Raw genomic sequence first — 24,871 nt, 5'->3', positions numbered from 1 at the left:
CCCCCCCCCCCCCCCCCCCCCCCGCCCCCCCCCCCCCCCCCCCCCCCCTATTTTGTCCCGGGCGGCTTAATCCCGGGCGCCGAGCGGGTAACTGTGCCCGGGCCAGACCGTGGGCGCGACCGGGCTCACCACCATCCGGTGGCCGCGCCCATCTGTCGGCCGAGTTCACCGGTCATGGTGCGCATGTAGGTGGCCGACAGGTGATGGGAATCGTGATAGATCAGCACATTGCCCTCCACGGCGCGGCAGATGTCGGTGTCGCACACCGCATCGGACAGATCCAGCGGCTTGAGCAGCGGGAATCGTTCGACGAAATCCAGGGTGGGGTTGCGGTCGACGAGGACTTCGGAGCGTTTGATGCCGCAGGACGTCGCGTCACCCCCGGAGGCCAGGCAGTCCGCCGGCTGGAAGGGGTCACCGTCGCGCACCAGCCACGGGGTGTCGCGCACGCCGAGGATAGGGATCTTGTGCTCGGAGAACCGTTGCCAGATCCCGATGTAGGTTGCCGGCATCACGTCGCCGGGTTTGATGTTCCACGGCCGGGTGGCGGTGGTGAACACGAAGTCCGGGTGGTCGGCGATCAACTTGTCCATCGTCTTGCCCACCCACTCGTAGCACTGCGGATAGGGCGCGTTGTTGCCCATGATCAGCGGCACCTTCTCGGTGGACAGCGGGCAACCCATCTTGAGGTAGGTCACCACTTTGAAGTGGTGCTTCTGGCCCAGGATGTCCAGCGCCGGCAGCCAGTGTTCGGCATGCGACCCGCCGGCCAGCGCGACGGTTCGGGTGGCCTCCAAGTCACCATAGGTGCAGTTGATCAGGGCCGGGTTGGTGAAGGTGCTGATGCAGCCGTCGCGGGTGGAGCGTGGCAGGTCCTTCTTGGCCTCCAGGATGGTGGGCCGCATCCGCAGCTTGGGCACCCGCTGATGCTTGATCAGCGCGCGGGCACCCGGGTAGTCGTCCTTGCTGAGCTTGGCCAGTTCCTTGCCGCTGGCGCGCTGGACGGTGACGTGTTCGCGCCAGGTGAACGAGGTCGCGGTGAGCGCAACGCCCAGCAGCACCACCGTCGAGCCCAACGCCATGGTCGGCCTTCGAAAGTGGGAAAGCCACCAGCCGGCCGGCGGTTTCCGCCAGCGAATGCGTTGCGGAACCGGCCTGGCGGTGGCCGATGCGCGGGAGCGCAGCGGGTCCTCGACGAGCCGGGTGGTCAGGTAGGCCAGCACGCCGGACAGCAGCAAGATGCCGGCGCCCTCGAGCACCGAGGCGTGTTTGTGGCCGGTGTAGGACAGCCAGAAGATCAGCAGCGGCCAATGCCACAGGTACAGCGAGTAGGCCATCGCGCCCAGCGTCACCAGCGGCCCGGTGGCCAGCCACCGGCTGGGCCACGGGAGTTTTTCGCTGGTGCTCGGGTGCGTGTGCCGGTTGGCGCCGGCCAGGATGAACGCCACCGTGGCACCGACCGGCACCAGTGCCCAGGGGCCGGGGAATTCCTGCACGCCTTCGATCAGGGCACCGCAGCTCAGGATCGCCGCCAGCGCAACGGTGGCGACGGCGGTCCGCAGCCACATCGGCCAGCGGATATAGGGCACGAGCGCCCCGGCCAGCGCGCCGAGCAACAGCTCCCACGCCCGGGCGAAGCTGTTGTAGTAGGCCAGCGCCTGGTTGGACTGGTGCGCGACGACCGCATACCAGAACGACGCCACCGTCAGCGCGGTGAGCAGCACCACGAATGCGGTGCGCAGATGGGTGCGCAGCCGCCGCCGGAAGGCGAACGCGAAACCGAAGATCAGCAGCAGGAAGCTGAGATAGAACTGGCCCTGCACCGACATCGACCAGATGTGCTGCAGCGGGCTGACCGCCTCACCGGCGCGCAGGTAATCCGAGGCGGTGCGGGCCAACTCCCAGTTCTGGTAGTAGCCCAGGCTGGCCAGGCTCTGGTCGGCGAAGGTCTCCCAACGGGTCTGGGGCTGGATCCAGATTGTCAGCGCCGCGCAGGCGGCCAGCACCACCACCAGGGCGGGCAGCAGGCGCCGAACCAGCCGGATGAGGTCGGGCACCGGTGACAGCGACGACGTCGGGTTCAGCGCGACGCGCAGCAGCTTGCCGCCGAAGAAAAAGCCGGACAGCGCCAGGAAGACGTCCACCCCGCCGGAGACCCGGCCGAACCAGACGTGGAACACCGCCACCAACGCGATCGCGATGCCGCGCAGCCCGTCGAGGTCGTGGCGGTAGAAACCCGTCTTGCGGGTTCCCATCGCAGCCGCCGACCCGGGCGCCGGAACGGACCCGGCGATGGGTCGCTCGGCGGGGGGCGCCGCAACAGGTGTTGCCGCCGGTCGCGGCGGGGACAGGGCAATCATGATCGCCCGATAATCTACCTAATCGGGCTGGAGAAGCCGTATTCCAACGGCTGTGATGTCGACCGGGTGTGTCTAGGGAATCACCCGGGTCAGATAGGGGACCATGTTGGAGGTACGGGCCGGTGAGACCGTGACTGCGGGGCTGGTGCCCTCGATCATCTGGTTGTTGCCGAGGTACAGCGCGACACTCTGCGATCCGCCCGGTCCGTAGCAGAGCAGGTCGCCGGGGCGGGCCTGCGCGGGCGGGACCTTGTGGCCGACGCTGCACTGCTCGCCGGAGGTGCGCGGCATTTTGATGCCGGCGCCGGCGTAGGCGTACTGGATCAGGCCGGACGCGTCGAAGCCGACGGTGGTGGTGTCCGGGATGTCCGCGGTGGGCGGCACGGCGGTGCCCGGCAGGACCGGGGCGGTGCTGCCGGCGACGGTGGGGCCGCCCGGAAGCCCGGTGCGGCCGGTGACGTCGGTCAGCGCGCTGCGGGTGGTGGCGGCGCGGGCCCGGGCGTTGTTGGTGGGCCCGGAGACGTCGCCGCCCCCGTAGACGTAGGGCACCCCGCGCTGGGAGAGGGCGCGTTGGATCACCCGCTCGATGAGCTGGCTTTGACCGGACTGCGAGATCGGGTCGGCGCCGGCGGACCCGGCGGCGCTGAACGCCGGGGCCAATGCCGCCGCCACAGCGATCGCGGTGGCGCAGATGCGTTTCATCGGACATCCCCTCTCGCGCCGGTGATCACGGCAGCATCATTGGTCACTTCTGTCACAAAGCGTACCGGCGGGTACGCGCCCTGCGCCGTCGCTGGGCAGAAATTCGGCAACCTGTGACCGAACGGTTACGGCCGACGACCTGCACTACTGTCGTCAGTCATGTCCGCGTTGACTCCCCAGCAGATCAGCGCCATCGACACCGCCCACGTGTGGCACCCCTACAGCACGATCGGCGCCGAGACGCCCGCGCCGACGGTAGCGGTGGCTGCCCGCGGCGCCTATCTGACGCTGATCGTCGATAACGCGCCGGTCGAGGTGCTCGACGCCATGAGCTCCTGGTGGACCGCGATCCACGGCCACGGCCACCCCGTGTTGGACGCGGCGATGACCGCGCAGCTGGCCACCATGAATCACGTCATGTTCGGTGGCCTCACCCACGAGCCCGCGGCGCGGCTGGCGCAGCTGCTGGTGGAGATCACCCCGCCGGGGCTGGACACGGTGTTCTTCTCCGACTCCGGTTCGGTGTCGGTGGAGGTGGCGGTGAAGATGGCGCTGCAGTACTGGCGCGCCCGCGGCCGGCCCGCCAAGTACCGGCTGATGACCTGGCGCGGCGGCTACCACGGTGACACCTTCACCCCGATGAGCGTCTGCGATCCCGACGGCGGCATGCACAAGCTGTGGGTGGACGTGCTGGCCGCGCAGGTGTTCGCCCCGCAGGTGCCCCGCGACTACGACCCGGCCTACAGCGCCGCCTTCGAGGCGCTGTTACAGCACCATCGCGACGAACTGGCGGCCGTGGTGGTCGAACCGGTGATGCAGGGCGCCGGCGGCATGCGCTTTCACGACCCGCGCTACCTGAGTGATCTGCGCGAGGCCTGCACCCGCCACGGCGTTCTGCTGATCTTCGACGAGATCGCCACCGGGTTCGGCCGCACCGGCGAGCTGTTCGCCGCCGAACATGCCGGTGTCAGCCCCGACATCATGTGTGTCGGCAAGGCGCTGACCGGCGGGTACCTCAGCCTGGCGGCGACGCTGTGCAGCACCGAGATCGCCCATGTCATCAGCGGCGGGGAGGCCGGCGCCCTGATGCACGGGCCCACCTTCATGGCCAACCCGCTGGCCTGCGCGGTGTCGGTGGCCAGCACCGAGCTGTTGCTGGGCCAGGACTGGCGCTCGCGCGTAGCACAGATCGGTGCGGGACTCACCGCCGCCCTGGAACCGGCCCGCGGGCTGCCGGGAGTCACCGACGTGCGGGTGTGCGGCGCGATCGGGGTGATCGAATGCCGGGAGCCGGTGGACCTGGCGGTGGCCACGCCGGCCGCGCTGGCGCACGGGGTCTGGCTGCGCCCGTTCCGCAACCTGGTGTACGCGATGCCGCCCTATGTGTGCACGCCCGACGAGATCGCCCGCATCGGTGCCGCGATGGTCGGTGTGGTCCGTGCCTTAACCTGAACGGTGTTCAACTGTCGTCGAGGGAGTGCACGGTGACCCGCACGGATCTGTCTCCGCTGGCCTGGCTGGCCGGGGTGGAACAGCAGCGCCGCCAGGACGGGCTGCGGCGCTCCCTGCGGGTGCGGCCCGCCGTCACCACCGAGCTGGACCTGGCCTCCAACGACTACCTCGGGCTCTCGGCGCACCCGGCCGTCATCGCCGGCGGGATCGAGGCGCTGCAGACCTGGGGCGGCGGCGCCGGCGGATCCCGGCTGGTGACCGGCAATACCGAACTGCACCAGCAGTTCGAGCAAGACTTGGCCGATTTCGTCGGCGCCCCAGCGGGTTTGGTGTTCTCTTCGGGCTATACCGCCAATATCGGTGCCGTCGTCAGCCTGTCAGGTCCGGGGTCGCTGCTGGTCTCCGACGCCTACTGCCACGCCTCCCTGGTGGACGCCTGCCGCTTGTCGAAGGCGCGGGTAGTGATCACCGGCCACCGCGATGTCGAGGCGGTGGCGGCGGCACTGGCCGGCCGCACCGAGAAACGTGCCGTGGTGATCACCGAGTCGGTCTTCAGCGCCGACGGCGCATTGGCTCCGTTGCCGGACCTGCACGAGGTGTGCCGCCGGTACGGCGCGCTGCTGATCGTCGACGAGGCGCACGCGGTGGGGGTGCGCGGCGCCGGCGGTCGGGGGCTGGTGCATGAGGTCGGGCTGGCCGGAGCGCCCGACGTGGTGGTGACCACCACGCTGTCCAAGGCCCTGGGCAGCCAGGGCGGCGTGGTGCTGGGGCCGGCCGCGGTGCGGGATCACCTCATCGACGCCGCCCGGACCTTCATCTTCGACACCGGGCTGGCCCCGGCGGCCCTTGGTGCCGCGTCGGCCGCCCTGGGCGTGCTGGCCGCCGAGCCCTCCCGCGCCGCCGACGTGCTGCGCCACGCTGCTGAGTTGGCCGACATCTGCGACGTCGAGCAGCGCCCGGAGTCGGCGGTGGTCTCGGTGATCCTCGGCGACGCCGAGCGTGCGGTGGCCGCCGCCACCGCCTGTCTGGACGCCGGGGGGGGGGTGGGCTGTTTCCGGCCGCCCACGGTGCCCGCCGGCACCTCGCGACTGCGGCTGACCGCGCGGGCCTCGCTGACCGCCGACGACCTCGAGTTGGCCGGCCGGGTGCTGACCCAGGTGCTGCACGACCACCGCGCCGCGGCGCAATGACGGTCCTGGTCATCACCGGAACCGGCACCGGAGTCGGGAAGACCATCGCCACCGCGGCATTGGCCTGCTGTGCCCGCCAGGCCGGCCTGGACGTGGCGGTGTGCAAGCCGGTGCAGACCGGCACCGCCGACGGCGACGACGACCTGGCCGAGGTCGGGCGGCTCTCGGGGGTGACCGAGCTGTGCGGGACGGCCCGCTACCCGGAGCCGCTGGCCCCGGTCGCGGCCGCCGAACAGGCCGGGAGGACGTTGCCCACCCGCGCGGAGCTGCTGGCGACGATCCACGCCGCCGACCGCCCCGGACGGGTGACCCTGGTCGAGGGCGCCGGCGGGCTGCTGGTCGAGTTGGCCGCCGACGGAGTCACTCTGCGGGATCTGGCCGTGGACCTCGGCGCGGCCGTGCTGGTGGTGGTCAACGCCGAACTGGGCACCCTCAACCACACCGCTCTGACCCTGGAATCACTTGCCGGGCAAGGCTTGTCATGCGCCGGTCTGGTGATCGGCAGCTGGCCCGCACAGCCCGGGCCGGCTGCCGCGAGCAATCACGGGGCATTGGCGCGGCTGGCGCCGGTGCGTGCCGCGCTGCCGGCGGGTTCGGCGTCCCTGGGCGTTGCCGAGTTCGCCCAGATGAGCCGTGCCGCTTTCGACGCCGACTGGGTGCGCGCGCTGGCGGGCTGAGCGATGGTGCACTCGATCGAGCTGGTCTTCGACGTCGAGACCGAGATGACGGTCCGCGATATCTGGGCGCAGCTGGCCGCGGCCGGGTTGCCCCGCCCGGCCCCGGCCCCCCGCCCGCACGTCACCCTCACCGTCGCCCAGCGCATCGATTCCCGGGTCGACGCGGAGCTGGCCGCAGTCGCCGACCGGCTGCCGATCGACTGCATCCTGGGCCCGACGGTGCTCTTCGGTCGCTCACACGGGGTGCTGGCGCGGTTGGTGGTGCCGACCGTCGAATTGCTGGACCTGCATGCCCAGGTGCACCGGGTGTGTGCGCCACACCTGATCCCCGCGCCGATGCCCAACGCGCTGCCGGGCCGGTGGACCGCGCACACCACGCTGGCCCGCCGGATCGGTCCGGCCAAGTTGGGTCGCGCTCAGCGCATCGCCGGCCACCCCGATATCACCGGGCGGTTCGTCGGCCTGCGTCGCTGGGATGGCAACACCCGCACCGAGTATCCGATCTAGACCGCGAGCCCGGCCCGCATCGTCAGTCCGTCGATCAGCAATCCCAGCCCGAACGCGAACGCGCTGCTCGGGTCGGCATCGGAGGTGATCTCGGCGGCCCCGGCGGCGTCCCACTGCAGGCGGGACTGCTCGTCGGCGGTGAACCCCAAGACGTAGTAGACGACGGTGCGGGCGACCTGCCCGGCCTGATCGGGATCCACACCGGCCGCCGTGGCCGCGCCCGCCAGCAGGGCCAGGATCTCGGTGGCCGCCCGGGACTGACCCGCGGCCATGCTCGCCGACACCAGTTCGGCGCCGTCGGTGTGGGACAGCAGCGCATCGCGCAGGCGCTCGCCCACGGTCTGCATCCGCCACTGCCAGCTGCCCGGTCCCGGGTCCGCGCAGGCCGGGCCGAGCACCCGGTCGGCGACCGCCCCGAGCAGTTGCTGTTTGTTGGCGAAATGCCAGTACAGCGCGCTGGGGCTGACGTTCAGCTCGCGCGCCACCCGGCGCATCGACAGGTCGGCGATGCCGTAGTTGTCCAGGATGGTGGCCGCCGCGGCGACCACGTCAAGTTTGTGCAGCTGCACCCCGCTACCCTAACCTGAACACCGTTCAAGTTTTGAGGGGAGCACGTGTGACCGACGACATCCTGACGCTGGCCCGTGAGCAGGTTCTGGAGCGCGGCGAGGCGTTGCGGCGGGATCAGGTCCTCGAGGTGCTGCAACTGCCCGACGAGCGGCTCGAGGAACTGCTGGCGCTGGCCCACGACGTGCGGATGCGCTGGTGCGGTCCCGAGATCGAGGTCGAGGGCATCATCAGCCTGAAAACCGGTGGCTGCCCGGAGGATTGCCACTTCTGCTCGCAATCCGGGCTGTTCCAATCGCCGGTGCGCAGCGCCTGGCTCGACATTCCCAGCCTGGTCGAGGCGGCCAAGCAGACCGCCAAGACCGGCGCCACCGAATTCTGCATCGTCGCCGCGGTGCGCGGGCCCGACGAGCGGCTGCTTGCTCAGGTCGCCGCCGGTATCGAGGCGATCCGCAATGAGGTCGACATCCAGATCGCCTGCTCACTGGGCATGCTGACCCAGGAGCAGGTGGATCAACTCGCCGCGATGGGCGTGCACCGCTACAACCACAACCTGGAGACCGCCCGGTCGCACTTCCCCAACGTGGTCACCACCCACACCTGGGAGGAGCGCTGGGAGACTCTGCGGATGATCGGCGAAGCCGGTATGGAGGTGTGCTGCGGCGGCATCCTGGGCATGGGGGAGACGCTCGAGCAGCGCGCGGAGTTCGCCGCCGACCTGGCCGAGCTGGACCCCGACGAGGTGCCGCTGAACTTCCTCAACCCGCGCCCGGGCACACCGTTCGGTGACCTGGACGTGCTGCCGGCCGCCGACGCGCTGCGCGCGGTCGCCGCGTTCCGGCTGGCGCTGCCGCGCACCATGCTGCGGTTCGCCGGGGGCCGGGAGATCACGCTGGGCGACCTGGGCGCCAAGCAGGGCATCCTGGGCGGGATCAACGCGATCATCGTCGGCAACTATCTGACGACGCTGGGCCGTCCCGCAGAGACAGACCTGGAACTGCTCGACGACCTGCAGATGCCGATCAAGGCTCTCAACGCCACCCTGTAATGGTTCGCGACCTGCCGGTCGTCGGGGCCGGCGTCTACAACGTCTACACCGGCGTGCAGATCGAGGACGCCGCCGGTGAATCGGTCCCGACAGCCGCCCAGCTGGGCTTGGAGCCGCCGCGGTTCTGTGCGTCCTGCGGGCGCCGGATGACGGTGCAGGTCCGTCCGGATGGCTGGTGGGCCAAGTGTTCTCGGCACGGGCTGGTGGATTCGGCCGATCTGGACCCGCAGCGATGATCGGCGCACCGGCGGAGCTTGCCCCACGGCTGACGCGGCGGCGGGCCTGCCTGACCGTCGCCGCCGGACTGACCCTCGCCGGGTTGCCGATCGGTGCGTTGTGGGCCTGGATCGCCCCACCGGTGCACGGCGTGGTGGCGCTGTCCCGCCGCGGGGACCGGGTGCAAGCCTACCTGGGCAACGAGGCCGCCCATTTCTTCGTCGCGCCGTTTCTGCTGCTGGGCATGCTGGGCGTGGTGGCGGTGGTGTCGGCCACGCTGGCCTGGCAGTGGCGCGCGCACCGGGGCCCGGGCATGGTCGCCGCGCTGTCACTGGGCCTGACCGCCGGCGGGGCGCTGGCGGCGTTACTGGGGGCGGCGTTGGTGCATCGCCGCTACGGCACGGTCGACGTCGACGGCGCGCCGGTCTCTGCCGAGCACCGGGTGCACTACATCGTCGAGGGGCCACCGGTGTTCTTCGGGCACACTCCGTTGCAGGTCGCAGCCACGTTACTGTTGCCGGCGGCGACGGCAGCGCTGGTTTACGGCCTGTGCGTCACCTGGAGCACCCACGACGATCTGGGCGGCTATCCGCCCGAGCCGGCCAGGCGAAGCTGGGACCGCCGAATAAATCCGATCATCACAGCGGAAGGCGGCGCAGCGCCCCACCGGTGATGACCCGCGCGGCCACCAGGCCCAGCCGCGCCAGCCCGAGGTAGGTCTTGGGCTTCAGCAGTGCCGGCCACTGACTCTGCACCGCGCCGGCGGGCAGCGGCCGGCCCGCGAACCGGTCCTGCAACCAGTCCAGCACCATCGGGGCGGACAGCGGGTGCAGCAGGATGTGCTCACTCAGCAGGTCGCGGTGATAGGTCAGGTTGGCGCCGCCGTTCGCATAGGTCTCGGCCAAGTGGTCGATGTGCACGACTGAAATCACCTGATCGTGAACGGCCTGCAGCATCAACACCGGTGGTTTCGGCGCTTGGCAGCCGAGCTTGGTGTCCTCGAAGACGTGTTGCACCGCAGGGAGTTCCACCAGATCCTGGAGCGGCTGGTCGATGAACTCCGCGAGTGACTTATGGTGCATCCGCATGATGGCGCCGGCCGTGGTCATCGATTCCAGTGAACGCATCAACGCCTTGCCCTCGGCAGTGGCGTGATCGTCGATCACCTTCTGCAAGTCGGGGTAGATCTTGGCCAAGGTGGCGATCATCACCGCGGGCAACCCGGAGAAGAACGTCCCGTCCAACCCGAGGAAGGTGTGCCCGAGATCGCCCACCGGCGAACCGAGCACCGCACCGACGATGTTGAGTTCGGGGGCGTAACCGCCGCAGACTTCCGCCGCCCAGCCGGTGGCCAAGCCCCCGCCGGAGTAGCCCCACAGCCCGACCGGGTCTTCGGGGGACAAGCCCAGCTGCTCGGCGCGTTGCGCGGCGCGCACCCCGTCGAGCACGTAGTAACCCGGTTCGTACGGCGCACCCCAGTGCCCGTCGCAGCCCTCGTGGTCGGGGATGGACACCGCCCAGCCCTGCGCCAGGGTGGCGGCGATGAGCACGAACTCGAGCTGGGTGAACGAGCCGTAACCCTTGGCGTGCCGGCGCAGCGCATAGGAGGGGAAGCAGCGGCTGTCCACCGCGTCGATCGCGCACTGGTACGACACGATCGGGCAGGGACGGCTGCGATCGCGGTCGGCCGGGACCAGCACCGTCGTCACCGCGGCCTGCGGGATGTTGTTGCGGTCGACGGTCCGGTAGAGCAGCTGGGTGGCGACCAGTTGCTGGGGGATCAGACCCAAAAAGGCCAGCTCGACCTCCCGCGAGCGCAGCACGGTGCCGGCTACGGCGTGCTGGAAGCCGGCCGGCGGCTCATAGAAGGGATCCTCGGCCAGCCGCAGCGGGCGTTCGCCGGATTGCAGCGGCTGGTGGGGGGCTTGTCCGATCCACTCGACAGACGTTTCGCGGGCCAGGTTGTCCAAGTCCATCCCGCCATTGTCTCTTAAGAGGGCATTAAGAAGCCAGTCCGACTCACCCTGGCGGCCGCAATGCCGCGAATTCGTCGGTGACCCGCAGCTCGGAGTCGGTGAATCGGTAGCGGGCGGCCGGCCGGCCCCCGCTGCGCCCGGAGCGGGCAGTGGTGCCGGTGCGGGTGATCACCCCGCGGCGCACCAGCACCCGCTGCAGGTTGGTGGCGTCGACCTGGTATCCGAGCACCACACTGTAGATGTCGCGCAGCGTAGAAAGGATGAATTCGGTTGGGGCCAAAGCGAACCCGATGTTCGTGTAAGACATCTTGGCAACCAGCCGGCTGTGGGCGTGCGTCACCATGGTCGCGTGGTCGAACGCCATCGGCGGCAAGTCGTCGACCGGATGCCAGTGGGTGTCGCCCGGCAGTTCGGGGTCGGCGGGGGAGGGCACCAGGCCCAGAAATGTCGAGGCGATGGTGCGCACCCCCGGCACCCGGCGCGGGTCGGAGAACACAGCCAACTGCTCAAGGTGGGCTATCTCACGCAGGTCCACCTTCTCGGCCAACTGGCGGCGCGCTGAGGCCGTCACATCCTCGTCGTTCCGCAACAGTCCACCTGGAAGCGACCATCGTCCGAGTTGGGGTTCCCGGGCGCGCTGCCACAGCAAAACGTTGAGCCGGGGGCGGCGCCGGTCGAGGCCGCCAACCTGGAAGACCGCGGTGAGCACCTCATGCGCAGTGCTAGTATGAACCATGTTTTCGATTGTAAGTCGAAAACCTAAACCGCGAGAGGAGTCGCGCATGACCACCCTCACCGATCCCGGTGTGCAGGCGGGCAGCCTGGCCGACCGCATCATCAACTCTCCGGCCGGCTACAGCGGTGTCGAGCCCGACGAGGAGTGGGTGGCCGAGATCCTCCGGCTGAAAAAGGCTCGCAATGCGACGATCTTGGCGCACAACTACCAGCTGCCCCCGATCCAGGACATCGCCGACCACGTCGGGGACTCGTTGGGCCTGGCGCGCATCGCCGCGGACACCGACGCGGACACCATCGTGTTCTGCGGCGTGCACTTCATGGCCGAGACCGCCAAGATCCTGTCCCCGGACAAGACGGTGCTGATCCCGGACGCCCGGGCAGGATGCTCGCTGGCCGATTCGATCTCCGCCGAGGACCTGCAGGCCTGGCGCGACGACCACCCCGGCGCGGTGGTGGTGTCCTACGTCAACACCACGGCGGCGGTCAAAGCGCTCACCGACTACTGCTGCACCTCGTCGAACGCCGTGGACGTGGTCAATGCGATCGACCCGGACCGCGACGTGCTGTTCCTGCCCGACCAGTTCCTGGGCCAGCACGTCCAGCGGGTCACCGGACGCAAGAACATGCACATCTGGGCCGGTGAGTGCCACGTCCACGCGGCCATCAACGGTGACGAGCTCGAGGAGAAGGCGCGGGCGAACCCGGACGCCGAGCTGTTCGTCCACCCGGAGTGCGGCTGCGCGACCTCAGCGCTGTATCTGGTCGGCGAGGGCCACTTCCCCGAAGAGCGGGTCAAGATCTTGTCCACCGGCGGAATGCTCGAGGAGGCCCGCCGCACCCAGGCGCGAAAGGTCTTGGTGGCCACCGAGGTCGGCATGATCTACCAGCTGCAGAAGGCGGCGCCGCAGGTCGACTTCGAGGCGGTCAACTCCAAAGCGGCCTGCAAGTACATGAAGATGATCACCCCGGCGGCCCTGCTGCGCAGCCTGAGCGAGGGCGCCGACGAGATCCACGTCGACCCGGAGACCGCGCGCCTGGCGGCGCGCAGCGTGCAGCGCATGGTCTCGATCGGGCACTCCGCCCCGGTCAGCAAGTGACCGGTGGCCCCAGCTGGCAGCAGCGGGCCGATGTCGTTGTCATAGGCACCGGCGTCGGCGGGCGGGCCGCGGCCCGCGCCGCACGCCGCGCCGGCCGGGACGTGGTGGTGCTCAGCAAGGCTGACACCGGCTACGCGGTGACCGCGACGCACTACGCCCAGGGCGGAATCGCGGTGGTGCTGCCGGGCACCGACGACTCTGTGCACGCCCATGTCGCCGACACTCTGGCCGCCGGCGGTGGATTGTGCGACGCCGACGCGGTGACTTCGATCGTGGCCGACGGTTATCGCGCGGTCGCCGAATTGGCAGGTGCCGGTGCACAATTCGACCGCGAAGCGGACGGGAACTGGGCGATCACCCGCGAGGGTGGGCACTCGCGGCGCCGCATCATTCACGCCGGCGGCGACGCGACCGGAGCCGAGGTGCAGCGCGCCCTGGATCACGCCGCGGCCGGTCTGGACATCCGTCACGGCCAGGTGGTGTTGGCGATTCTGCGCGACGCCGACACCGTCACCGGTGTGCTGGTGGCCAATGCCGACGGGCTCGGGGTGATCCACGCTCCGTCGGTGGTGCTGGCCACCGGCGGTGTGGGCCACCTGTACGCCGCGACCACCAATCCCGGCGGTGCCACCGGCGACGGCCTGGCGTTGGCGCTGCGGGCCGGGGTAGCGGTCAGCGATCTGGAATTCATCCAGTTCCACCCCACCATGTTGTTTGCCGGCGCGGGCGGCGGTCGCCGGCCACTGGTCACCGAGGCGGTGCGCGGGGAGGGCGCGATGTTGATCGACTCCCGGGGCGCCTCGGTCACCGCGGGAGTGCACCCGATGGGGGACCTGGCGCCGCGCGACGTGGTGGCCGGCGCCATCGACGCCAGGCTCCGCGAAACCGGCGACGCCTGCGTCTACCTCGACGCCCGCGGCATCAGCGGCTTCGAGGGCCGGTTTCCGACTGTCACCGCGGCCTGCCGCGACGCCGGCATCGACCCGGTGCACCAGCCGATACCGGTGGTCCCGGGCGCGCACTACAGCTGCGGCGGCGTTGTCACCGACACCCACGGTCGCACCGAGCTACCCGGCCTGTTCGCCGCCGGCGAGGTGGGCCGCACCGGCATGCACGGCGCCAACCGGCTGGCCTCCAACAGCCTGCTGGAAGGCCTGGTGGTGGGCGAGCGCGCCGGATCGGCGGCGGCGGTCCACGCCGAGGCGGCCGGGCAGGTGCGCGCCGGCGCCCCGCAATTGGGCCGGCAGCCCGCGCTGGACCGCCAAACCCTGCAGCAAGCGATGTCGCGCGACGCATCGGTAGTCCGCGACGCCCGGGGCTTGCAGCGGCTGACCGACCTGTTGGCCACGGCCGCGGCGCGGCGGGTCAGCGACCGGACCGGTTTCGAGGACGCCGCGTTGACACTGTCCGCGCAGGTGGTCGCCGCGGCGGCGCTGGCGCGTCCCGAGAGCCGGGGCTGCCACCACCGGGCCGAGTTCTCCGGCGCCGATCCCGCTCAGGCCCGCAGCACCACCGTCCGGGTACGCGACGGCGCGGTGGTGCTCGGAGTCCCGGCGGGGGTGGCCTCATGACCCGCTCGGTGACACTGTCGGAGACCGAACTCAACGAGGCGCGCGCGATCATCGCCCTGGCGCTCGACGAGGATCTGCGCTACGGGCCCGACGTCACCACCACCGCGACGGTGCCGGCGGATGCGGTGACCGAGGCCGCGCTGGTGCCCCGGGGGGCTGGGGTGATCGCCGGAGTCGACATCGCCCTGCTGGTGCTCGACGAAGTACTCGGCGCCGACGGCTACCGGGTGTTGGGCCGGGTGGCCGAGGGAGCCCGCCTGGAGGCCGGTGCACCGGTGCTGAGGCTGCAGGCCGACACCCGGGGCCTGCTGACCGCCGAACGCACCATGCTCAACCTGATCTGTCACCTGTCCGGGATCGCCACCGCCACCGCGGCCTGGGTGGACGCCGTGGACGGCACGACGGCGCAGATTCGCGACACCCGCAAGACCCTGCCGGGTCTGCGGATGCTGCAGAAGTACGCGGTGCGGGTCGGCGGCGGGGTGAATCACCGGATGGGGCTGGGGGACGCAGCGCTGATCAAGGACAACCATGTCGCTGCCGCGGGGTCGGTGGCGGCGGCTCTGCGCGCGGTCCGGGCGGCCGTCCCCGAGGTATCTTGCGAGGTCGAGGTCGATTCGCTGGAGCAGTTCGACGAAGTGCTCGCCGAGGGACCCGAGCTGGTGCTGTTGGACAATTTCCCGGTGTGGCAGACCCAGATCGCCGTGCAGCGCCGGGATACCCGGGCGCCCGGGGTGCTGCTGGAGTCCTCCGGCGGGCTGACCCTGGACAGCGCGGCCGCCTACGCCGCCACCGGTGTCGACTACCTGGCGGTGGGGGCGCTCACCCACTCGGTACGGGTGCTCGACATCGGTTTGGATATGTAGCTTTTTCCTACGCCGAGGGCTCAGGCGATGTCGGCGACCAGCACCGCCACCTTGCGGTTCTGCAGTCGCACCGCCCACGGCAGGGACGCATCGGCGGTGCCGGCCGGCAGGATCCGCGGGTTGGTCAGGTGCAGTTCGCTGCGGAACAGCCGCACGTCGGCCTCCCCGGCGGCCAGCACGTTCTTGACCCAGTCGGCCTTGCCGTGCCCGAGCGCGACCGCCACCACGTTGCCCTTGCGGTAGGTCGTCACCACCGTCTCGTAGGGTTTGCCGGACTTGCGGCCCCGATGCTTGATCACCGACATGCCGGGCAGAAACCGGGACAGCGGCTTGACCACCGGGTTCATGTACTTGATCTGCAGCCGGTCCAGCCACGGCGGGAACACCACCGGCAGTTTCTCGGCACCCTTGTCGACAGCCATCGCGACTCCGTTCTGATTGAGGGGTTTGTTCAGGTGATGTCAGCGACGAGTATTCCGACCCAGCGGGCCCCAACCCGCGCGATCAGCGGCAACCCGCTGGTGTCGCCGCCGATCGGCACGATCCGCGGATTGGTGACGTGGACGCTGCGCCGAAAGAGCCGCACGTCGGCCTCACCTGCGGCCAGCACGTTCTTGACCCAGTCGGCCTTGCCGTGACCGAGCAGCACCGTTAGCCGCGGGCCCTTGCAGAACGCGCGCACCACGGTGCGGTACGGCACGCCGGACTTGCGGCCCCGATGGTCGATCACCGCGAAGGTCGGCAGGTGGAATCGCTTGATCAGCGGGGTCTGCACCGTGCGCTGCAGGTAGTCAAGCCAGTCCGGAAAGATGTAGGGCACCCCGGGAACGCTCTTCGGGTGATCCTTGGTGGGCATGCCGTCTCCATTCCCGCGTCTTCCGCTGCGAACCACCCTAGCCGGGGCGGACCTGCCGCGGCGCAATCAGAGAGCCGGGCGCGATGCGCTGCGAAATTCACTTGGATGGCTCTGGGACAATGGACGACGTGAACACCGCCCTGCTGGCACGCATCGACCTGCGTGGCACCGACCAGTCGAACCTTTCCAAGGCTCAACTGCGCGCCGTGCTGCCGCGCGGCGGCGTCGACGTCGAGGCGGTGTTGGCGCGGGTACGCCCGATCGTCGAGGAGGTCGCCGAGCGCGGGGCGGCCGCGGCGCTGGACTTCGGCGAATCGTTCGACCAGGTCCGTCCGGCAGCCGTCCGGGTGCCGGCGGCGGCGCTTCAGACCGCATTGGCCGGCCTGGACCCGGCGGTGCGGGCCGCCCTGGAGGTGGTGATCAGCCGCGCCCGCGCGGTGCACGCCGACCAGCGGCGCACCGACACCACCACCACCCTGGCCCCGGGGGCGACCGTCACCGAACGCTGGGTTCCGGTCGAGCGGGTCGGCCTGTACGTTCCGGGCGGCAACGCGGTCTACCCGTCGAGTGTGGTGATGAACGTCGTCCCGGCCCAGACCGCCGGGGTGGACTCACTGGTGATCGCCAGTCCGCCGCAGGCCGCCTTCGACGGCCTTCCGCACCCGACGATATTGGCGGCGGCCCGGTTGCTCGGCGTCGACGAGGTCTGGGCGGTCGGTGGCGCGCAGGCGGTGGCGCTGCTGGCCTACGGCGGCACCGACACCGATCAGGCCGAGCTGGCCCCGGTCGACATGATCACCGGCCCGGGCAACATCTACGTGACTGCCGCCAAACGGCTATGCCGTTCGCAGGTCGGTATCGACGCCGAAGCCGGTCCCACCGAGATCGCCATCCTGGCCGACCACACCGCCCACCCGGCGCATCTGGCCGCCGACCTGATCAGCCAGGCCGAACACGACGAGATGGCCGCCAGCGTGCTGGTCACCACCAGTCCACAATTGGCCGACGCGACCGAGCGGGAAGTGGCCGCGCAGCTGGAAACCACCGTGCACCGCCAGCGGGTGGCCACCGCGCTGGGCGGGCGCCAGTCGGCGATCGTGTTGGTCGACGACCTGGACGCCGGTATCCGGGTGGTCGATGCTTATGCCGCCGAGCACTTGGAGATCCAGACCGCCGACGCCGCCGCGGTGGCGGCCCGGATCCGTTCGGCCGGAGCTATTTTCGTCGGCCCGTACGCCCCGGTCAGCCTCGGCGATTACTGCGCGGGCTCCAACCACGTGCTGCCGACCGCGGGCAGCGCGCGATATTCCAGCGGGCTGTCGGTGCAGACCTTCCTGCGCGGTATCCACGTCGTGGACTACTCCGAGGCCGCGCTCAAAGATGTCAGCGGGCACGTGATCGCCCTGGCCAACGCCGAGGATCTACCCTCGCACGGCGAAGCGGTCCGGCGGAGGTTCGAGCAGTGACCCGTCCCGGAGGCGAGATCACGCTTGCCGACCTGCCACTGCGCGAGGATCTTCGCGGCAAGTCGCCCTACGGCGCACCGCAACTCAGCGTTCCGGCGCGGCTGAACACCAACGAGAACCCGCACCCGCCCAGCGCGGCGCTGGTCGACGACGTCGCCCGCTCGGTGCGCGAGGCCGCGGCCGATCTGCACCGCTATCCCGACCGCGACGCGGTGGCGCTGCGCACCGACCTGGCCGGCTACCTGAGCACCCAGACCGGTGTCGAAGTGGGCCCGGAGAACGTGTGGGCGGCAAACGGCTCCAACGAGATCCTGCAGCAACTGCTGCAGGCGTTCGGCGGTCCCGGCCGCAGCGCGATCGGATTCGTCCCGTCGTATTCGATGCACCCGATCATCTCCGATGGCACCCAGACCCGGTGGTTGGCTGCGAACCGGGCCGAGGACTTCGGGCTGGACGTCGACGTCGCCGTCGGGGCCATCACCGACCGTCAGCCCGATGTGGTGTTCGTCGCGAGCCCGAATAATCCGTCCGGGCAGAGCATTCCACTCGATGATCTGCGTAGCGTGCTCGACGTCGCGCCGGGAATCGTGATCGTGGACGAGGCCTACGGCGAATTTTCGTCGCAGCCCAGCGCGATCGGGCTGATCGGCGACTATCCGACGAAGCTGATCGTCACCCGCACCATGAGCAAGGCGTTCGCATTCGCCGGCGGCCGGCTCGGATACCTGATCGCCGCCCCGGCGGTGATCGACGCGATGCTGCTGGTGCGGTTGCCCTATCACCTGTCGGCGATCACCCAGGCGGCCGCCCGTGCTGCGCTGCGACACGCCGACGACACCCTGGGCAGCGTCGCGCAGCTCATCTCCGAACGGGAGCGGGTCTGTGCGGCATTGATCGCCATGGGGTTTCGGGTCATCCCCAGCGATGCGAACTTCGTGCTGTTCGGCGAATTCGCCGATGCGCCCGCAACCTGGCAGCGCTACCTGGATGCCGGCATCCTGATCCGCGACGTCGGCATCGCCGGCTACCTGCGCGCCACCACCGGATTGCCGGAGGAGAACGACGCCCTGCTCGCCGCCAGCCAACGCCTTGCGGCCACCGAACTCGCACAACCATTAGGAGCTTCATGACCGGCAGCCGCCGCGCCCGGGTGGAACGCACCACCCGCGAATCTCAGATCACCGTCGAACTCGACCTCGACGGCACCGGGATCGTCGACATCGACACCGGGGTGCCGTTCTACGACCACATGTTGACCGCGCTCGGCAGCCACGCCAGTTTCGACCTGACGGTGCGCGCCAAAGGTGACGTCGAGATCGAGGCGCATCACACCGTGGAGGACACCGCGATCGTGCTCGGGCAGGCCCTGGACCGGGCGCTCGGCGACAAGACAGGCATCCGCCGGTTCGGCGACGCGTTCATCCCGATGGACGAAACACTGGCGCACGCCGCCGTCGACGTGTCCGGGCGGCCCTACTGTGTGCACACCGGCGAGCCGGATCACTTGGTGCACAGCACTATTGCGGGGTCGCAGGTGCCCTACCACACCGTCATCAACCGCCACGTGTTCGAGACACTGGCTTCGAACGCCCGTATCGCGCTGCACGTGCGGGTGCTCTACGGGCGCGACCCGCACCACATCACCGAGGCCCAGTACAAGGCGGTCGCCCGTGCGCTGCGTCAGGCCGTGGAGCCCGATCCGCGGGTGACCGGCGTGCCGTCGACCAAAGGCGCTCTGTGAAGTCGGTAGTGATCCTGGATTACGGCTCGGGCAACCTGCGTTCAGCCCAGCGCGCCCTGCAGCGGGCCGGGGCCGCGGTCGAGGTGACCGCCGACGCCGACGCGGCGGCTGCTGCCGATGGACTGGTGGTCCCCGGCGTCGGCGCGTTCGCGGCGTGCATGGCCGGGCTGCACGCGGTGCGCGGCGAGAAGATCATCGCCGAACGGGTGGCTGCTGGGCGCCCGGTGTTGGGGGTTTGCGTCGGGATGCAGATCCTGTTCGCCCGCGGCGTCGAGTTCGGCGTGGAGACCGTCGGCTGCGGGCAATGGCCCGGCGCGGTCACCCGACTCGAGGCGCCGGTGATCCCGCACATGGGCTGGAACGTCGTGGACGCGCCGGCCGGCAGCACCTTGTTCGCCGGGTTGGACGCCGACACCAGGTTCTACTTCGTGCACTCCTACGCCGCGCAGCGCTGGGAGGGCCGTCCCGAGGCTTTGGTGACCCGGGCGACCCATCAGGTACCGTTCCTGGCGGCTGTCGAGGACGGGCCGTTGGCCGCCACCCAGTTTCACCCTGAAAAGAGTGGGGATGCCGGGGCGAGACTGCTGAGCAACTGGGTGGAGGCACTGTGAGTACACGATTGATCTTGCTGCCGGCCGTCGACGTGGTCGACGGGCGTGCGGTGCGACTGGTGCAGGGCAAGGCCGGCAGCGAAACCGAGTACGGGTCGGCGATCGAAGCCGCGCTGGGCTGGCAGCGTGACGGCGCCGAGTGGATCCACCTCGTCGACCTGGATGCCGCCTTCGGCCGCGGCTCCAACCGTGAGCTGCTCGCCGATGTGGTTGGCCGCCTTGATGTGAAGGTCGAAATGTCCGGTGGCATCCGCGACGACGACTCGCTGGCGGCGGCGCTGGCCACCGGCTGCGCCCGGGTGAACCTGGGCACCGCGGCGTTGGAGAACCCGCAGTGGTGTGCCCGCGCGATCGCCGAGCACGGCGACCGGATCGCGGTCGGTCTGGACGTACAGCTCGACAAGGACAGTCCGGAAGGCGCCTACCGACTGCGCGGACGCGGCTGGGAGACCGACGGCGGCGAACTGTGGCCGGTGCTGGAACGTCTTGACCGCGAAGGGTGTTCACGCTACGTAGTCACCGATGTGAGCAAGGACGGCACCTTGGGCGGGCCCAACCTGGAGCTGCTCGGTGAGGTCGCCGACCGCACCGACGCTCCGGTGATCGCCTCCGGCGGGGTGTCCAGCCTCGACGATCTGCGGGCGATCGCCACGCTGGTGGACCGCGGAGTCGAAGGCGCGATCGTCGGCAAAGCGCTCTACGCGGGGCGGTTCACCCTGCCCGAGGCGCTGACCGCGGTGCAAGGCTAGGCCCGCGCGTGGCGCTGGACACCGCGGATCTGAACGCCCTGGTCGCCGAGGCGTCGAAAATCCTTGATGTCGCGGCGCAGCCGTTCCTCGAGGGCCACCGCGCCGGTTCGGCGGTTCGAAAGGGCGGCAACGACTTCGCCACCGAGGTCGACCTGGCTCTGGAGCGTCAGATCACCGACGGCTTGGTGGCGGCGACCGGAATCGGCGTGCACGGTGAAGAATTCGGCGGTCCGCCGATCGATTCCCCGCTGGTGTGGGTGCTGGATCCGATCGACGGCACGTTCAACTATGCCGCGGGATCCCCGCTGGCGGCGATCCTGTTGGGTCTGCTGAGCGACGGTGAGCCGGTGGCCGGTCTGACCTGGCTGCCGTTCACCGACCAGCGCTACACCGCGGTGGCAGGCGGACCGTTGCTGCGCAACGGGGCGGTCCAGCCGGCGCTGGGCCAAACGGCGCTCTCGGAGTCCCAGGTCGGGATCGGCACGTTCAATGTCGAGTGGCGGGGACGCTTTCCGGGCCGTTATCGGCTCGCGGTGTTGGAGGGCCTGAGCCGGGTGACTTCGCGGCAGCGGGTGCACGGCGCCACCGGAATCGACCTGGCCTATGTCGCCGACGGCATTCTCGGCGGGGCGCTCAGTTTCGGCGACCACATCTGGGACCACGCCGCCGGTGTCGCGCTGGTACGCGCGGCCGGCGGCATCGTCACGGATCTGACCGGCGCGCCGTGGACGGCGCAGTCGCGCTCGGCGCTGGCCGCCGCACCGGGCGTGCACCGCGAGATCCTCGACATCTTGACCGCGGTCGGCGCACCGGAGGACTACTGAGATGAGCCAACCGAGCGATGTGGCGGTCCGGGTCATCCCGTGCCTGGACGTCGACGACGGCCGGGTCGTCAAAGGGGTCAACTTCGCGAATCTGCGCGATGCCGGGGATCCCGTCGAGCTCGCCGCCGCCTACGACGCCGAGGGCGCCGACGAACTGACCTTTCTTGACGTCACGGCGTCGTCGTCGGGCCGGGCAACCATGCTGGAGGTGGTTGCCCGCACCGCGGACCAGGTGTTCATCCCGCTCACCGTCGGCGGCGGGGTGCGCACCGTCGCCGACGTCGACGTGCTGCTGCGGGCCGGCGCCGACAAGGTGTCGGTGAATACCGCCGCGATCGGCCGTCCCGAGCTGCTGGCCGAGCTGGCCCTCCAGTTCGGCTCCCAGTGCATCGTGCTGTCGGTCGACGCCCGCACGGTGCCAACCGGATCGGCGCCGACCCCGTCGGGATGGGAGGTCACCACCCATGGCGGCCGGCGCGGCACCGGAATCGACGCCGTCGAGTGGGCGGTCCGCGGTGTCGAACTGGGCGTCGGGGAGATCCTGCTGAACTCGATGGACGCCGACGGCACCAAGGCCGGCTTCGACCTGCCGATGCTGCGCGCGGTGCGGGCGGCGGTGAGCGTGCCGGTGATCGCCAGCGGGGGAGCCGGCGCGACGGAGCATTTCGCCCCGGCGGTCGATGCTGGCGCCGATGCGGTGCTGGCGGCCAGCGTCTTTCATTTCCGGGAGCTGACGATCGGGCAGGTCAAAGCGGCGATGGCGGCCGAAGGGATCATTGTGCGATGACTCGCGGTGGCGACGATGCAGTGGGGGTGCCCCCAGCCGCGCAGCGGCGAGGGGGACGGACCTTGCGGAGCGATGAGGAGGAGTGCCGCCAATGACACTCGATCCGGTGATTGCGGCCCGGCTCAAACGCAACGCCGACGGCTTGATCGCTGCGGTCGCTCAGGAGCGGAGCAGCGGCGACGTGCTGATGGTCGCCTGGATGGATGACGACGCCTTGGCGCGCACCCTGGAAACCCGTGAGGCGACGTACTTTTCGCGCTCGCGGGGGCAGCAGTGGGTCAAGGGCGCGACGTCCGGACACACCCAGCACGTCCACTCGGTGCGGTTGGACTGCGACGGTGACACCGTGCTGCTGGAGGTCGATCAGACCGGCGGGGCCTGCCACACCGGCGACCACAGTTGCTTCGACTCCGACGTGTTGCTGCCTCCCGCGGATTGACTCCCTGACGGGACCCGAGCGGTATGCTGGCCGACTGTGAACTCCGACGAACCGGACGACTCGTACCCGTTGGACTACCCGGGTTTGGAGCTGGAGCGGGTTTCCCAGCAGATCGACTCCCACTATGCCCGGGGCACGGTCAGCGACAGCGAGGCGCACCTGCCACGCGCGGGAGCACGGATCATCGCGCTCACCAAGCAGCTGAGCGAATCGCAGGCGACCCTGGAGTCGACGTCCGTGCAGTTCAACGAGTTGGCGTCGGCCATCCCCGGTGACATCGTGGACCTCAGTGATCGGCTCTCCGGAATTCTCAACGGCGCCATGGCCGAAGCCGAGGACATCCGGGCGGAGGCGCAGCGATTCGCCGACGAATTACGCAGTGCCGCCGAAAAGGAAGCCGGGGCGATTCTCGATGACGCCGAGGCCCAGCGCCGAGAGGCGGCCGAACTGCGCGCCGAGCTGGAGACCCAGCACAAGCAACTTCGGGTTCATGCCGCCCAATTGCGGCGGCAGGCCGTGATGAGCGCCGCGGAGATCATGAAGGAAGCCGAGAACCACGCCTCGGAGATATTGACCGAGATGAACAACGCGATCACTACGCATGTCGCCGATGCGCAGCTTCGGTTGACCGAGCTCATGGATGCCCGCGCGAAAATTGTCAATCAGATTCAGCGTTCGACCACCGGGGTGAAACGTGAATCCCTCGCCCCGGCCAAAGAGTCCTGGTTTCGCGAAAATCGTCCACGCTGACTTATGTCAGCCCTGTTAATGCGAGCCGGTGACACGCCCACACAGGTCTGGTACGCTGCGTCGCACGGCAACTGGCCGGTCCATTTGGCCTCGCGCACAAGCCAACTCAGTCGAGCAGCTGGTTGCCCCCCGAAACCCGCAGACCGAACCAGTCAGGTGCTAGGAGTAAATCGGTGGCCCTAGAGATTCCGGAATTCGAAACGCAGATGCGCGGTTTCGACCGCAATGAGGTGTCCGACTACATCGCGCGCCTGCATCATGAAATCGAGATCCTGCAGGATCGAACGAAATCTCTCGACGCGGTCAAGGCGCAGACGCGATTTGATCGCGAACAACTGACCGCCGAGGTCACGCGATTGCAAAACGACATTGTGCGGATGACCGCCGAGGCTGATTCCGAGCGTCAGCGCCTGACCGCTGAGCTGGCCGAACTGCGGTCCCAATTCGAGCAGGTCACCGGTCCGGTCGATTCCGTGGAGGGCATGTCGGATCGGATCGCGCGGATGATGCGGATCGCCTCCGAGGAAGCGCGGCGCACCAAGGAACTGGCCCGCCAGGACGCGGAGGCACTGACCGCAGAACTGCGCGAGCAGTTGGAGGCCGCCCGCCAGGACCGGTCCGCCGCCAGTGAGGCGCTGGCGGAGTTCCAGGCGTCCACCAATGTGCGCCGGGCGAAAATCCTCGAAACCGCGACGGCCGAAGCGGAGGAGATCCTGCAGATCGCCCATGAGGAACGCAGCCGGATCGCGCAGGAGATCGAGGACGCCGAACGCAGCCGTCGCGAGGTCTACCAGCGCCTCGCCGAGGAAGACGAGCGCAACCGCCGGGCGGCGCAGGAAGCGCTCGATGAGCAGATCAAGCTGGCCTGGGAGGAGGACGAGCGCAACCGCCGCGAGGCGCAGCGCCGGCTGGACCAGAAGATGCAGGCGGCCTGGGAGCAGGCCGAGGCGAACATCGCCAAGCTCGATAAGGAAGCCCGCCTGGAGGCCTCCACGCTGATCAGCACCACCAAACGCGAGTCCAAGCTGCTCACCGAGCGCACCCAGGCCGAAGTCGATCTATTGGTGCGGGAGCGCGCCGGGATCGTCACCCACCTCAACGAGATCCGGAACTGGATCGACACCGCCGTCGGCGACAGCCGCCAGGTGGCCGAGGACGCTCCCGCCCAGGAAGACGCGGCAGAGGAAGACGCCGCCGAGGCTTAGGCCGAGGAGCGTGCCCGCAGCGCCTCCAGCGCCTTGTCGGCGTGGGTGTCCATGGAGAACTCGCTGGCGATCACATCGAGCACCTTGCGGTCGGTGTCGATGACGAAGGTGGTGCGCTTGACCGGCATCAACTTGCCGAGCAACCCGCGTTTGACCCCGAACTGGGCGGCCACCGCGCCGTCGGTGTCGGACAGCAGCGGGTAGTCGAAACCCTCCTGGTCGGCGAACTTGGCCTGCTTGGCCACCGGATCGGTGCTGATACCGACCCGCTGTGCCCCGACCGCGGCGAACTCGGCGGCCAGGTCACGGAAGTGGCAAGCCTCCTTGGTGCAGCCCGGCGTCATCGCCGCCGGATAGAAGAACAGCACCACCGGCCCGTCGGCCAGCAGGGCGCTGAGCTTGCGCGGTGTTCCGGTCTGGTCGGGCAGTTCGAAATCGGCCACGGTGTCGCCTGTTTTCATGGCCGCAAGGCTACT

28 protein-coding genes are annotated in these 24,871 nt (G+C 69.6%); 20 read left to right on the top strand and 8 right to left on the bottom strand.

Annotated features, from left to right (window positions below):
• Nucleotides 1-125 precede the first annotated feature (125 nt).
• Together A5771_RS13455 and ripD are read right to left on the bottom strand one after the other, a co-directional pair.
• Nucleotides 126-2,255 carry an acyltransferase family protein gene (locus A5771_RS13455; protein ID WP_064855717.1) on the bottom strand — a complete coding sequence of 710 codons (2,130 nt, stop codon included), beginning with the start codon at nucleotides 2,253-2,255 and terminating at the stop codon, nucleotides 126-128.
• Nucleotides 2,256-2,432: 177 nt separating this feature from the next.
• The gene (gene ripD, locus A5771_RS13450; protein ID WP_064855716.1) at nucleotides 2,433-3,062 is read right to left on the bottom strand and encodes an NlpC/P60 family peptidoglycan-binding protein RipD; all 630 of its coding nucleotides are present in this window, start codon (nucleotides 3,060-3,062) and stop codon (nucleotides 2,433-2,435) included.
• Nucleotides 3,063-3,221: 159 nt separating this feature from the next.
• On the opposite strand from ripD, the gene A5771_RS13445 reads away from it, so the two are divergent.
• The 4 genes from A5771_RS13445 to A5771_RS13430 are packed head-to-tail and all read left to right on the top strand — an operon-like array spanning nucleotide 3,222 to nucleotide 6,888.
• On the top strand, nucleotides 3,222-4,514 hold the full coding sequence (locus A5771_RS13445; protein WP_165606155.1) for an adenosylmethionine--8-amino-7-oxononanoate transaminase: 1,293 nt from the start codon (nucleotides 3,222-3,224) through the stop codon (nucleotides 4,512-4,514).
• Between the two features lie 32 nt (nucleotides 4,515-4,546).
• Complete coding sequence (locus tag A5771_RS13440; protein WP_064855714.1) at nucleotides 4,547-5,704, top strand: 8-amino-7-oxononanoate synthase; 1,158 nt, start codon at nucleotides 4,547-4,549, stop codon at nucleotides 5,702-5,704.
• The gene (bioD, locus tag A5771_RS13435) at nucleotides 5,701-6,381 is read left to right on the top strand and encodes a dethiobiotin synthase (RefSeq protein ID WP_064855713.1); all 681 of its coding nucleotides are present in this window, start codon (nucleotides 5,701-5,703) and stop codon (nucleotides 6,379-6,381) included. Before A5771_RS13440 ends, bioD begins: the two co-directional genes overlap by 4 nt.
• Nucleotides 6,382-6,384: 3 nt before the next feature.
• Nucleotides 6,385-6,888, top strand: coding sequence for a 2'-5' RNA ligase family protein (locus A5771_RS13430; protein ID WP_064855712.1), 504 nt, complete (start codon nucleotides 6,385-6,387; stop codon nucleotides 6,886-6,888).
• Here A5771_RS13430 and A5771_RS13425 read toward each other — a convergent pair.
• A complete protein-coding gene (locus A5771_RS13425) occupies nucleotides 6,885-7,457 on the bottom strand; it encodes a TetR/AcrR family transcriptional regulator C-terminal domain-containing protein (RefSeq protein ID WP_064855711.1) in 573 nt (190 codons plus the stop codon). The two genes, A5771_RS13430 and A5771_RS13425, sit on opposite strands and share 4 nt — an antisense overlap.
• Nucleotides 7,458-7,489: 32 nt before the next feature.
• On the opposite strand from A5771_RS13425, the gene bioB reads away from it, so the two are divergent.
• The 3 genes from bioB to A5771_RS13410 are packed head-to-tail and all read left to right on the top strand — an operon-like array spanning nucleotide 7,490 to nucleotide 9,392.
• Nucleotides 7,490-8,503, top strand: a complete 1,014-nt coding sequence (bioB, locus tag A5771_RS13420; RefSeq protein WP_064855710.1) for a biotin synthase BioB — start codon at nucleotides 7,490-7,492, stop codon at nucleotides 8,501-8,503.
• Nucleotides 8,503-8,739: a hypothetical protein gene (locus A5771_RS13415; RefSeq protein ID WP_064855709.1), complete on the top strand. Its 237-nt coding sequence runs from the start codon at nucleotides 8,503-8,505 to the stop codon at nucleotides 8,737-8,739. The genes bioB and A5771_RS13415 overlap by 1 nt, the downstream gene beginning before the upstream one ends.
• Nucleotides 8,736-9,392 carry a DUF2567 domain-containing protein gene (locus tag A5771_RS13410; RefSeq protein WP_064855708.1) on the top strand — a complete coding sequence of 219 codons (657 nt, stop codon included), beginning with the start codon at nucleotides 8,736-8,738 and terminating at the stop codon, nucleotides 9,390-9,392. The genes A5771_RS13415 and A5771_RS13410 overlap by 4 nt, the downstream gene beginning before the upstream one ends.
• Here A5771_RS13410 and A5771_RS13405 read toward each other — a convergent pair.
• On the bottom strand, nucleotides 9,358-10,695 hold the full coding sequence (locus tag A5771_RS13405; RefSeq protein WP_064855707.1) for a lipase family protein: 1,338 nt from the start codon (nucleotides 10,693-10,695) through the stop codon (nucleotides 9,358-9,360). The genes A5771_RS13410 and A5771_RS13405 overlap by 35 nt on opposite strands.
• Nucleotides 10,696-10,738: 43 nt before the next feature.
• Nucleotides 10,739-11,431 carry an NUDIX hydrolase gene (locus tag A5771_RS13400; RefSeq protein WP_064855706.1) on the bottom strand — a complete coding sequence of 231 codons (693 nt, stop codon included), beginning with the start codon at nucleotides 11,429-11,431 and terminating at the stop codon, nucleotides 10,739-10,741.
• A gap of 46 nt (nucleotides 11,432-11,477) precedes the next feature.
• Here A5771_RS13400 and nadA point away from each other — a divergent pair, with 46 nt between their 5' ends.
• Genes nadA through nadC form a run of 3 tightly spaced genes read left to right on the top strand, consistent with a single transcriptional unit; the run spans nucleotide 11,478 to nucleotide 14,967 of the window.
• The gene (gene nadA / locus A5771_RS13395; protein WP_064855705.1) at nucleotides 11,478-12,530 is read left to right on the top strand and encodes a quinolinate synthase NadA; all 1,053 of its coding nucleotides are present in this window, start codon (nucleotides 11,478-11,480) and stop codon (nucleotides 12,528-12,530) included.
• Nucleotides 12,527-14,101, top strand: coding sequence for an L-aspartate oxidase (locus A5771_RS13390; protein WP_064855704.1), 1,575 nt, complete (start codon nucleotides 12,527-12,529; stop codon nucleotides 14,099-14,101). The genes nadA and A5771_RS13390 overlap by 4 nt, the downstream gene beginning before the upstream one ends.
• A complete protein-coding gene (nadC, locus tag A5771_RS13385) occupies nucleotides 14,098-14,967 on the top strand; it encodes a carboxylating nicotinate-nucleotide diphosphorylase (RefSeq protein WP_064855703.1) in 870 nt (289 codons plus the stop codon). The genes A5771_RS13390 and nadC overlap by 4 nt, the downstream gene beginning before the upstream one ends.
• A 20-nt stretch (nucleotides 14,968-14,987) precedes the next feature.
• On the opposite strand, the gene A5771_RS13380 is transcribed toward nadC, so the two are convergent.
• Together A5771_RS13380 and A5771_RS13375 are read right to left on the bottom strand one after the other, a co-directional pair.
• Nucleotides 14,988-15,389 carry a nitroreductase family deazaflavin-dependent oxidoreductase gene (locus A5771_RS13380; RefSeq protein ID WP_064855702.1) on the bottom strand — a complete coding sequence of 134 codons (402 nt, stop codon included), beginning with the start codon at nucleotides 15,387-15,389 and terminating at the stop codon, nucleotides 14,988-14,990.
• A gap of 29 nt (nucleotides 15,390-15,418) precedes the next feature.
• A complete protein-coding gene (locus A5771_RS13375; RefSeq protein ID WP_064855701.1) occupies nucleotides 15,419-15,823 on the bottom strand; it encodes a nitroreductase family deazaflavin-dependent oxidoreductase in 405 nt (134 codons plus the stop codon).
• Between the two features lie 119 nt (nucleotides 15,824-15,942).
• On the opposite strand from A5771_RS13375, the gene hisD reads away from it, so the two are divergent.
• The 10 genes from hisD (at nucleotide 15,943) to A5771_RS13325 (ending at nucleotide 24,395) form a co-directional block, all read left to right on the top strand.
• The gene (gene hisD, locus A5771_RS13370) at nucleotides 15,943-17,289 is read left to right on the top strand and encodes a histidinol dehydrogenase (RefSeq protein ID WP_064855700.1); all 1,347 of its coding nucleotides are present in this window, start codon (nucleotides 15,943-15,945) and stop codon (nucleotides 17,287-17,289) included.
• On the top strand, nucleotides 17,286-18,419 hold the full coding sequence (locus tag A5771_RS13365; protein WP_064855699.1) for a histidinol-phosphate transaminase: 1,134 nt from the start codon (nucleotides 17,286-17,288) through the stop codon (nucleotides 18,417-18,419). The genes hisD and A5771_RS13365 overlap by 4 nt, the downstream gene beginning before the upstream one ends.
• A complete protein-coding gene (hisB, locus tag A5771_RS13360; protein ID WP_064855698.1) occupies nucleotides 18,416-19,030 on the top strand; it encodes an imidazoleglycerol-phosphate dehydratase HisB in 615 nt (204 codons plus the stop codon). Before A5771_RS13365 ends, hisB begins: the two co-directional genes overlap by 4 nt.
• A complete protein-coding gene (gene hisH, locus A5771_RS13355; protein WP_064855697.1) occupies nucleotides 19,027-19,641 on the top strand; it encodes an imidazole glycerol phosphate synthase subunit HisH in 615 nt (204 codons plus the stop codon). Before hisB ends, hisH begins: the two co-directional genes overlap by 4 nt.
• On the top strand, nucleotides 19,638-20,390 hold the full coding sequence (priA, locus tag A5771_RS13350) for a bifunctional 1-(5-phosphoribosyl)-5-((5-phosphoribosylamino)methylideneamino)imidazole-4-carboxamide isomerase/phosphoribosylanthranilate isomerase PriA (protein ID WP_064855696.1): 753 nt from the start codon (nucleotides 19,638-19,640) through the stop codon (nucleotides 20,388-20,390). Before hisH ends, priA begins: the two co-directional genes overlap by 4 nt.
• An 8-nt stretch (nucleotides 20,391-20,398) precedes the next feature.
• Entirely contained in the window at nucleotides 20,399-21,214 is an 816-nt protein-coding gene (locus tag A5771_RS13345; RefSeq protein WP_064855695.1) for an inositol monophosphatase family protein, read from the top strand.
• A 1-nt stretch (nucleotide 21,215) separates the two neighbouring features.
• Nucleotides 21,216-22,001: an imidazole glycerol phosphate synthase subunit HisF gene (gene hisF / locus A5771_RS13340; protein WP_064855694.1), complete on the top strand. Its 786-nt coding sequence runs from the start codon at nucleotides 21,216-21,218 to the stop codon at nucleotides 21,999-22,001.
• A gap of 91 nt (nucleotides 22,002-22,092) precedes the next feature.
• Nucleotides 22,093-22,440, top strand: coding sequence for a phosphoribosyl-AMP cyclohydrolase (hisI, locus tag A5771_RS13335; protein ID WP_064855693.1), 348 nt, complete (start codon nucleotides 22,093-22,095; stop codon nucleotides 22,438-22,440).
• 36 nt (nucleotides 22,441-22,476) lie between these two features.
• The gene (locus A5771_RS13330) at nucleotides 22,477-23,190 is read left to right on the top strand and encodes a hypothetical protein (protein ID WP_064855692.1); all 714 of its coding nucleotides are present in this window, start codon (nucleotides 22,477-22,479) and stop codon (nucleotides 23,188-23,190) included.
• A 122-nt stretch (nucleotides 23,191-23,312) separates the two neighbouring features.
• A complete protein-coding gene (locus A5771_RS13325; RefSeq protein WP_234783047.1) occupies nucleotides 23,313-24,395 on the top strand; it encodes a hypothetical protein in 1,083 nt (360 codons plus the stop codon).
• Here the strand turns inward: A5771_RS13325 and A5771_RS13320 are convergent.
• Nucleotides 24,392-24,856, bottom strand: a complete 465-nt coding sequence (locus tag A5771_RS13320) for a peroxiredoxin (RefSeq protein WP_064855690.1) — start codon at nucleotides 24,854-24,856, stop codon at nucleotides 24,392-24,394. The two genes, A5771_RS13325 and A5771_RS13320, sit on opposite strands and share 4 nt — an antisense overlap.
• Between the last annotated feature and the right edge of the window lie 15 nt (nucleotides 24,857-24,871).

Origin of the sequence: Mycolicibacter sinensis, from assembly GCF_001667375.1 — a bacterium.
Classification (GTDB): Bacteria; Actinomycetota; Actinomycetes; order Mycobacteriales; family Mycobacteriaceae; genus Mycobacterium; species Mycobacterium sinense_A.
Note: the sequence above shows the minus strand (reverse complement) of the source record. Positions and strands in the feature narration are given on the sequence as shown.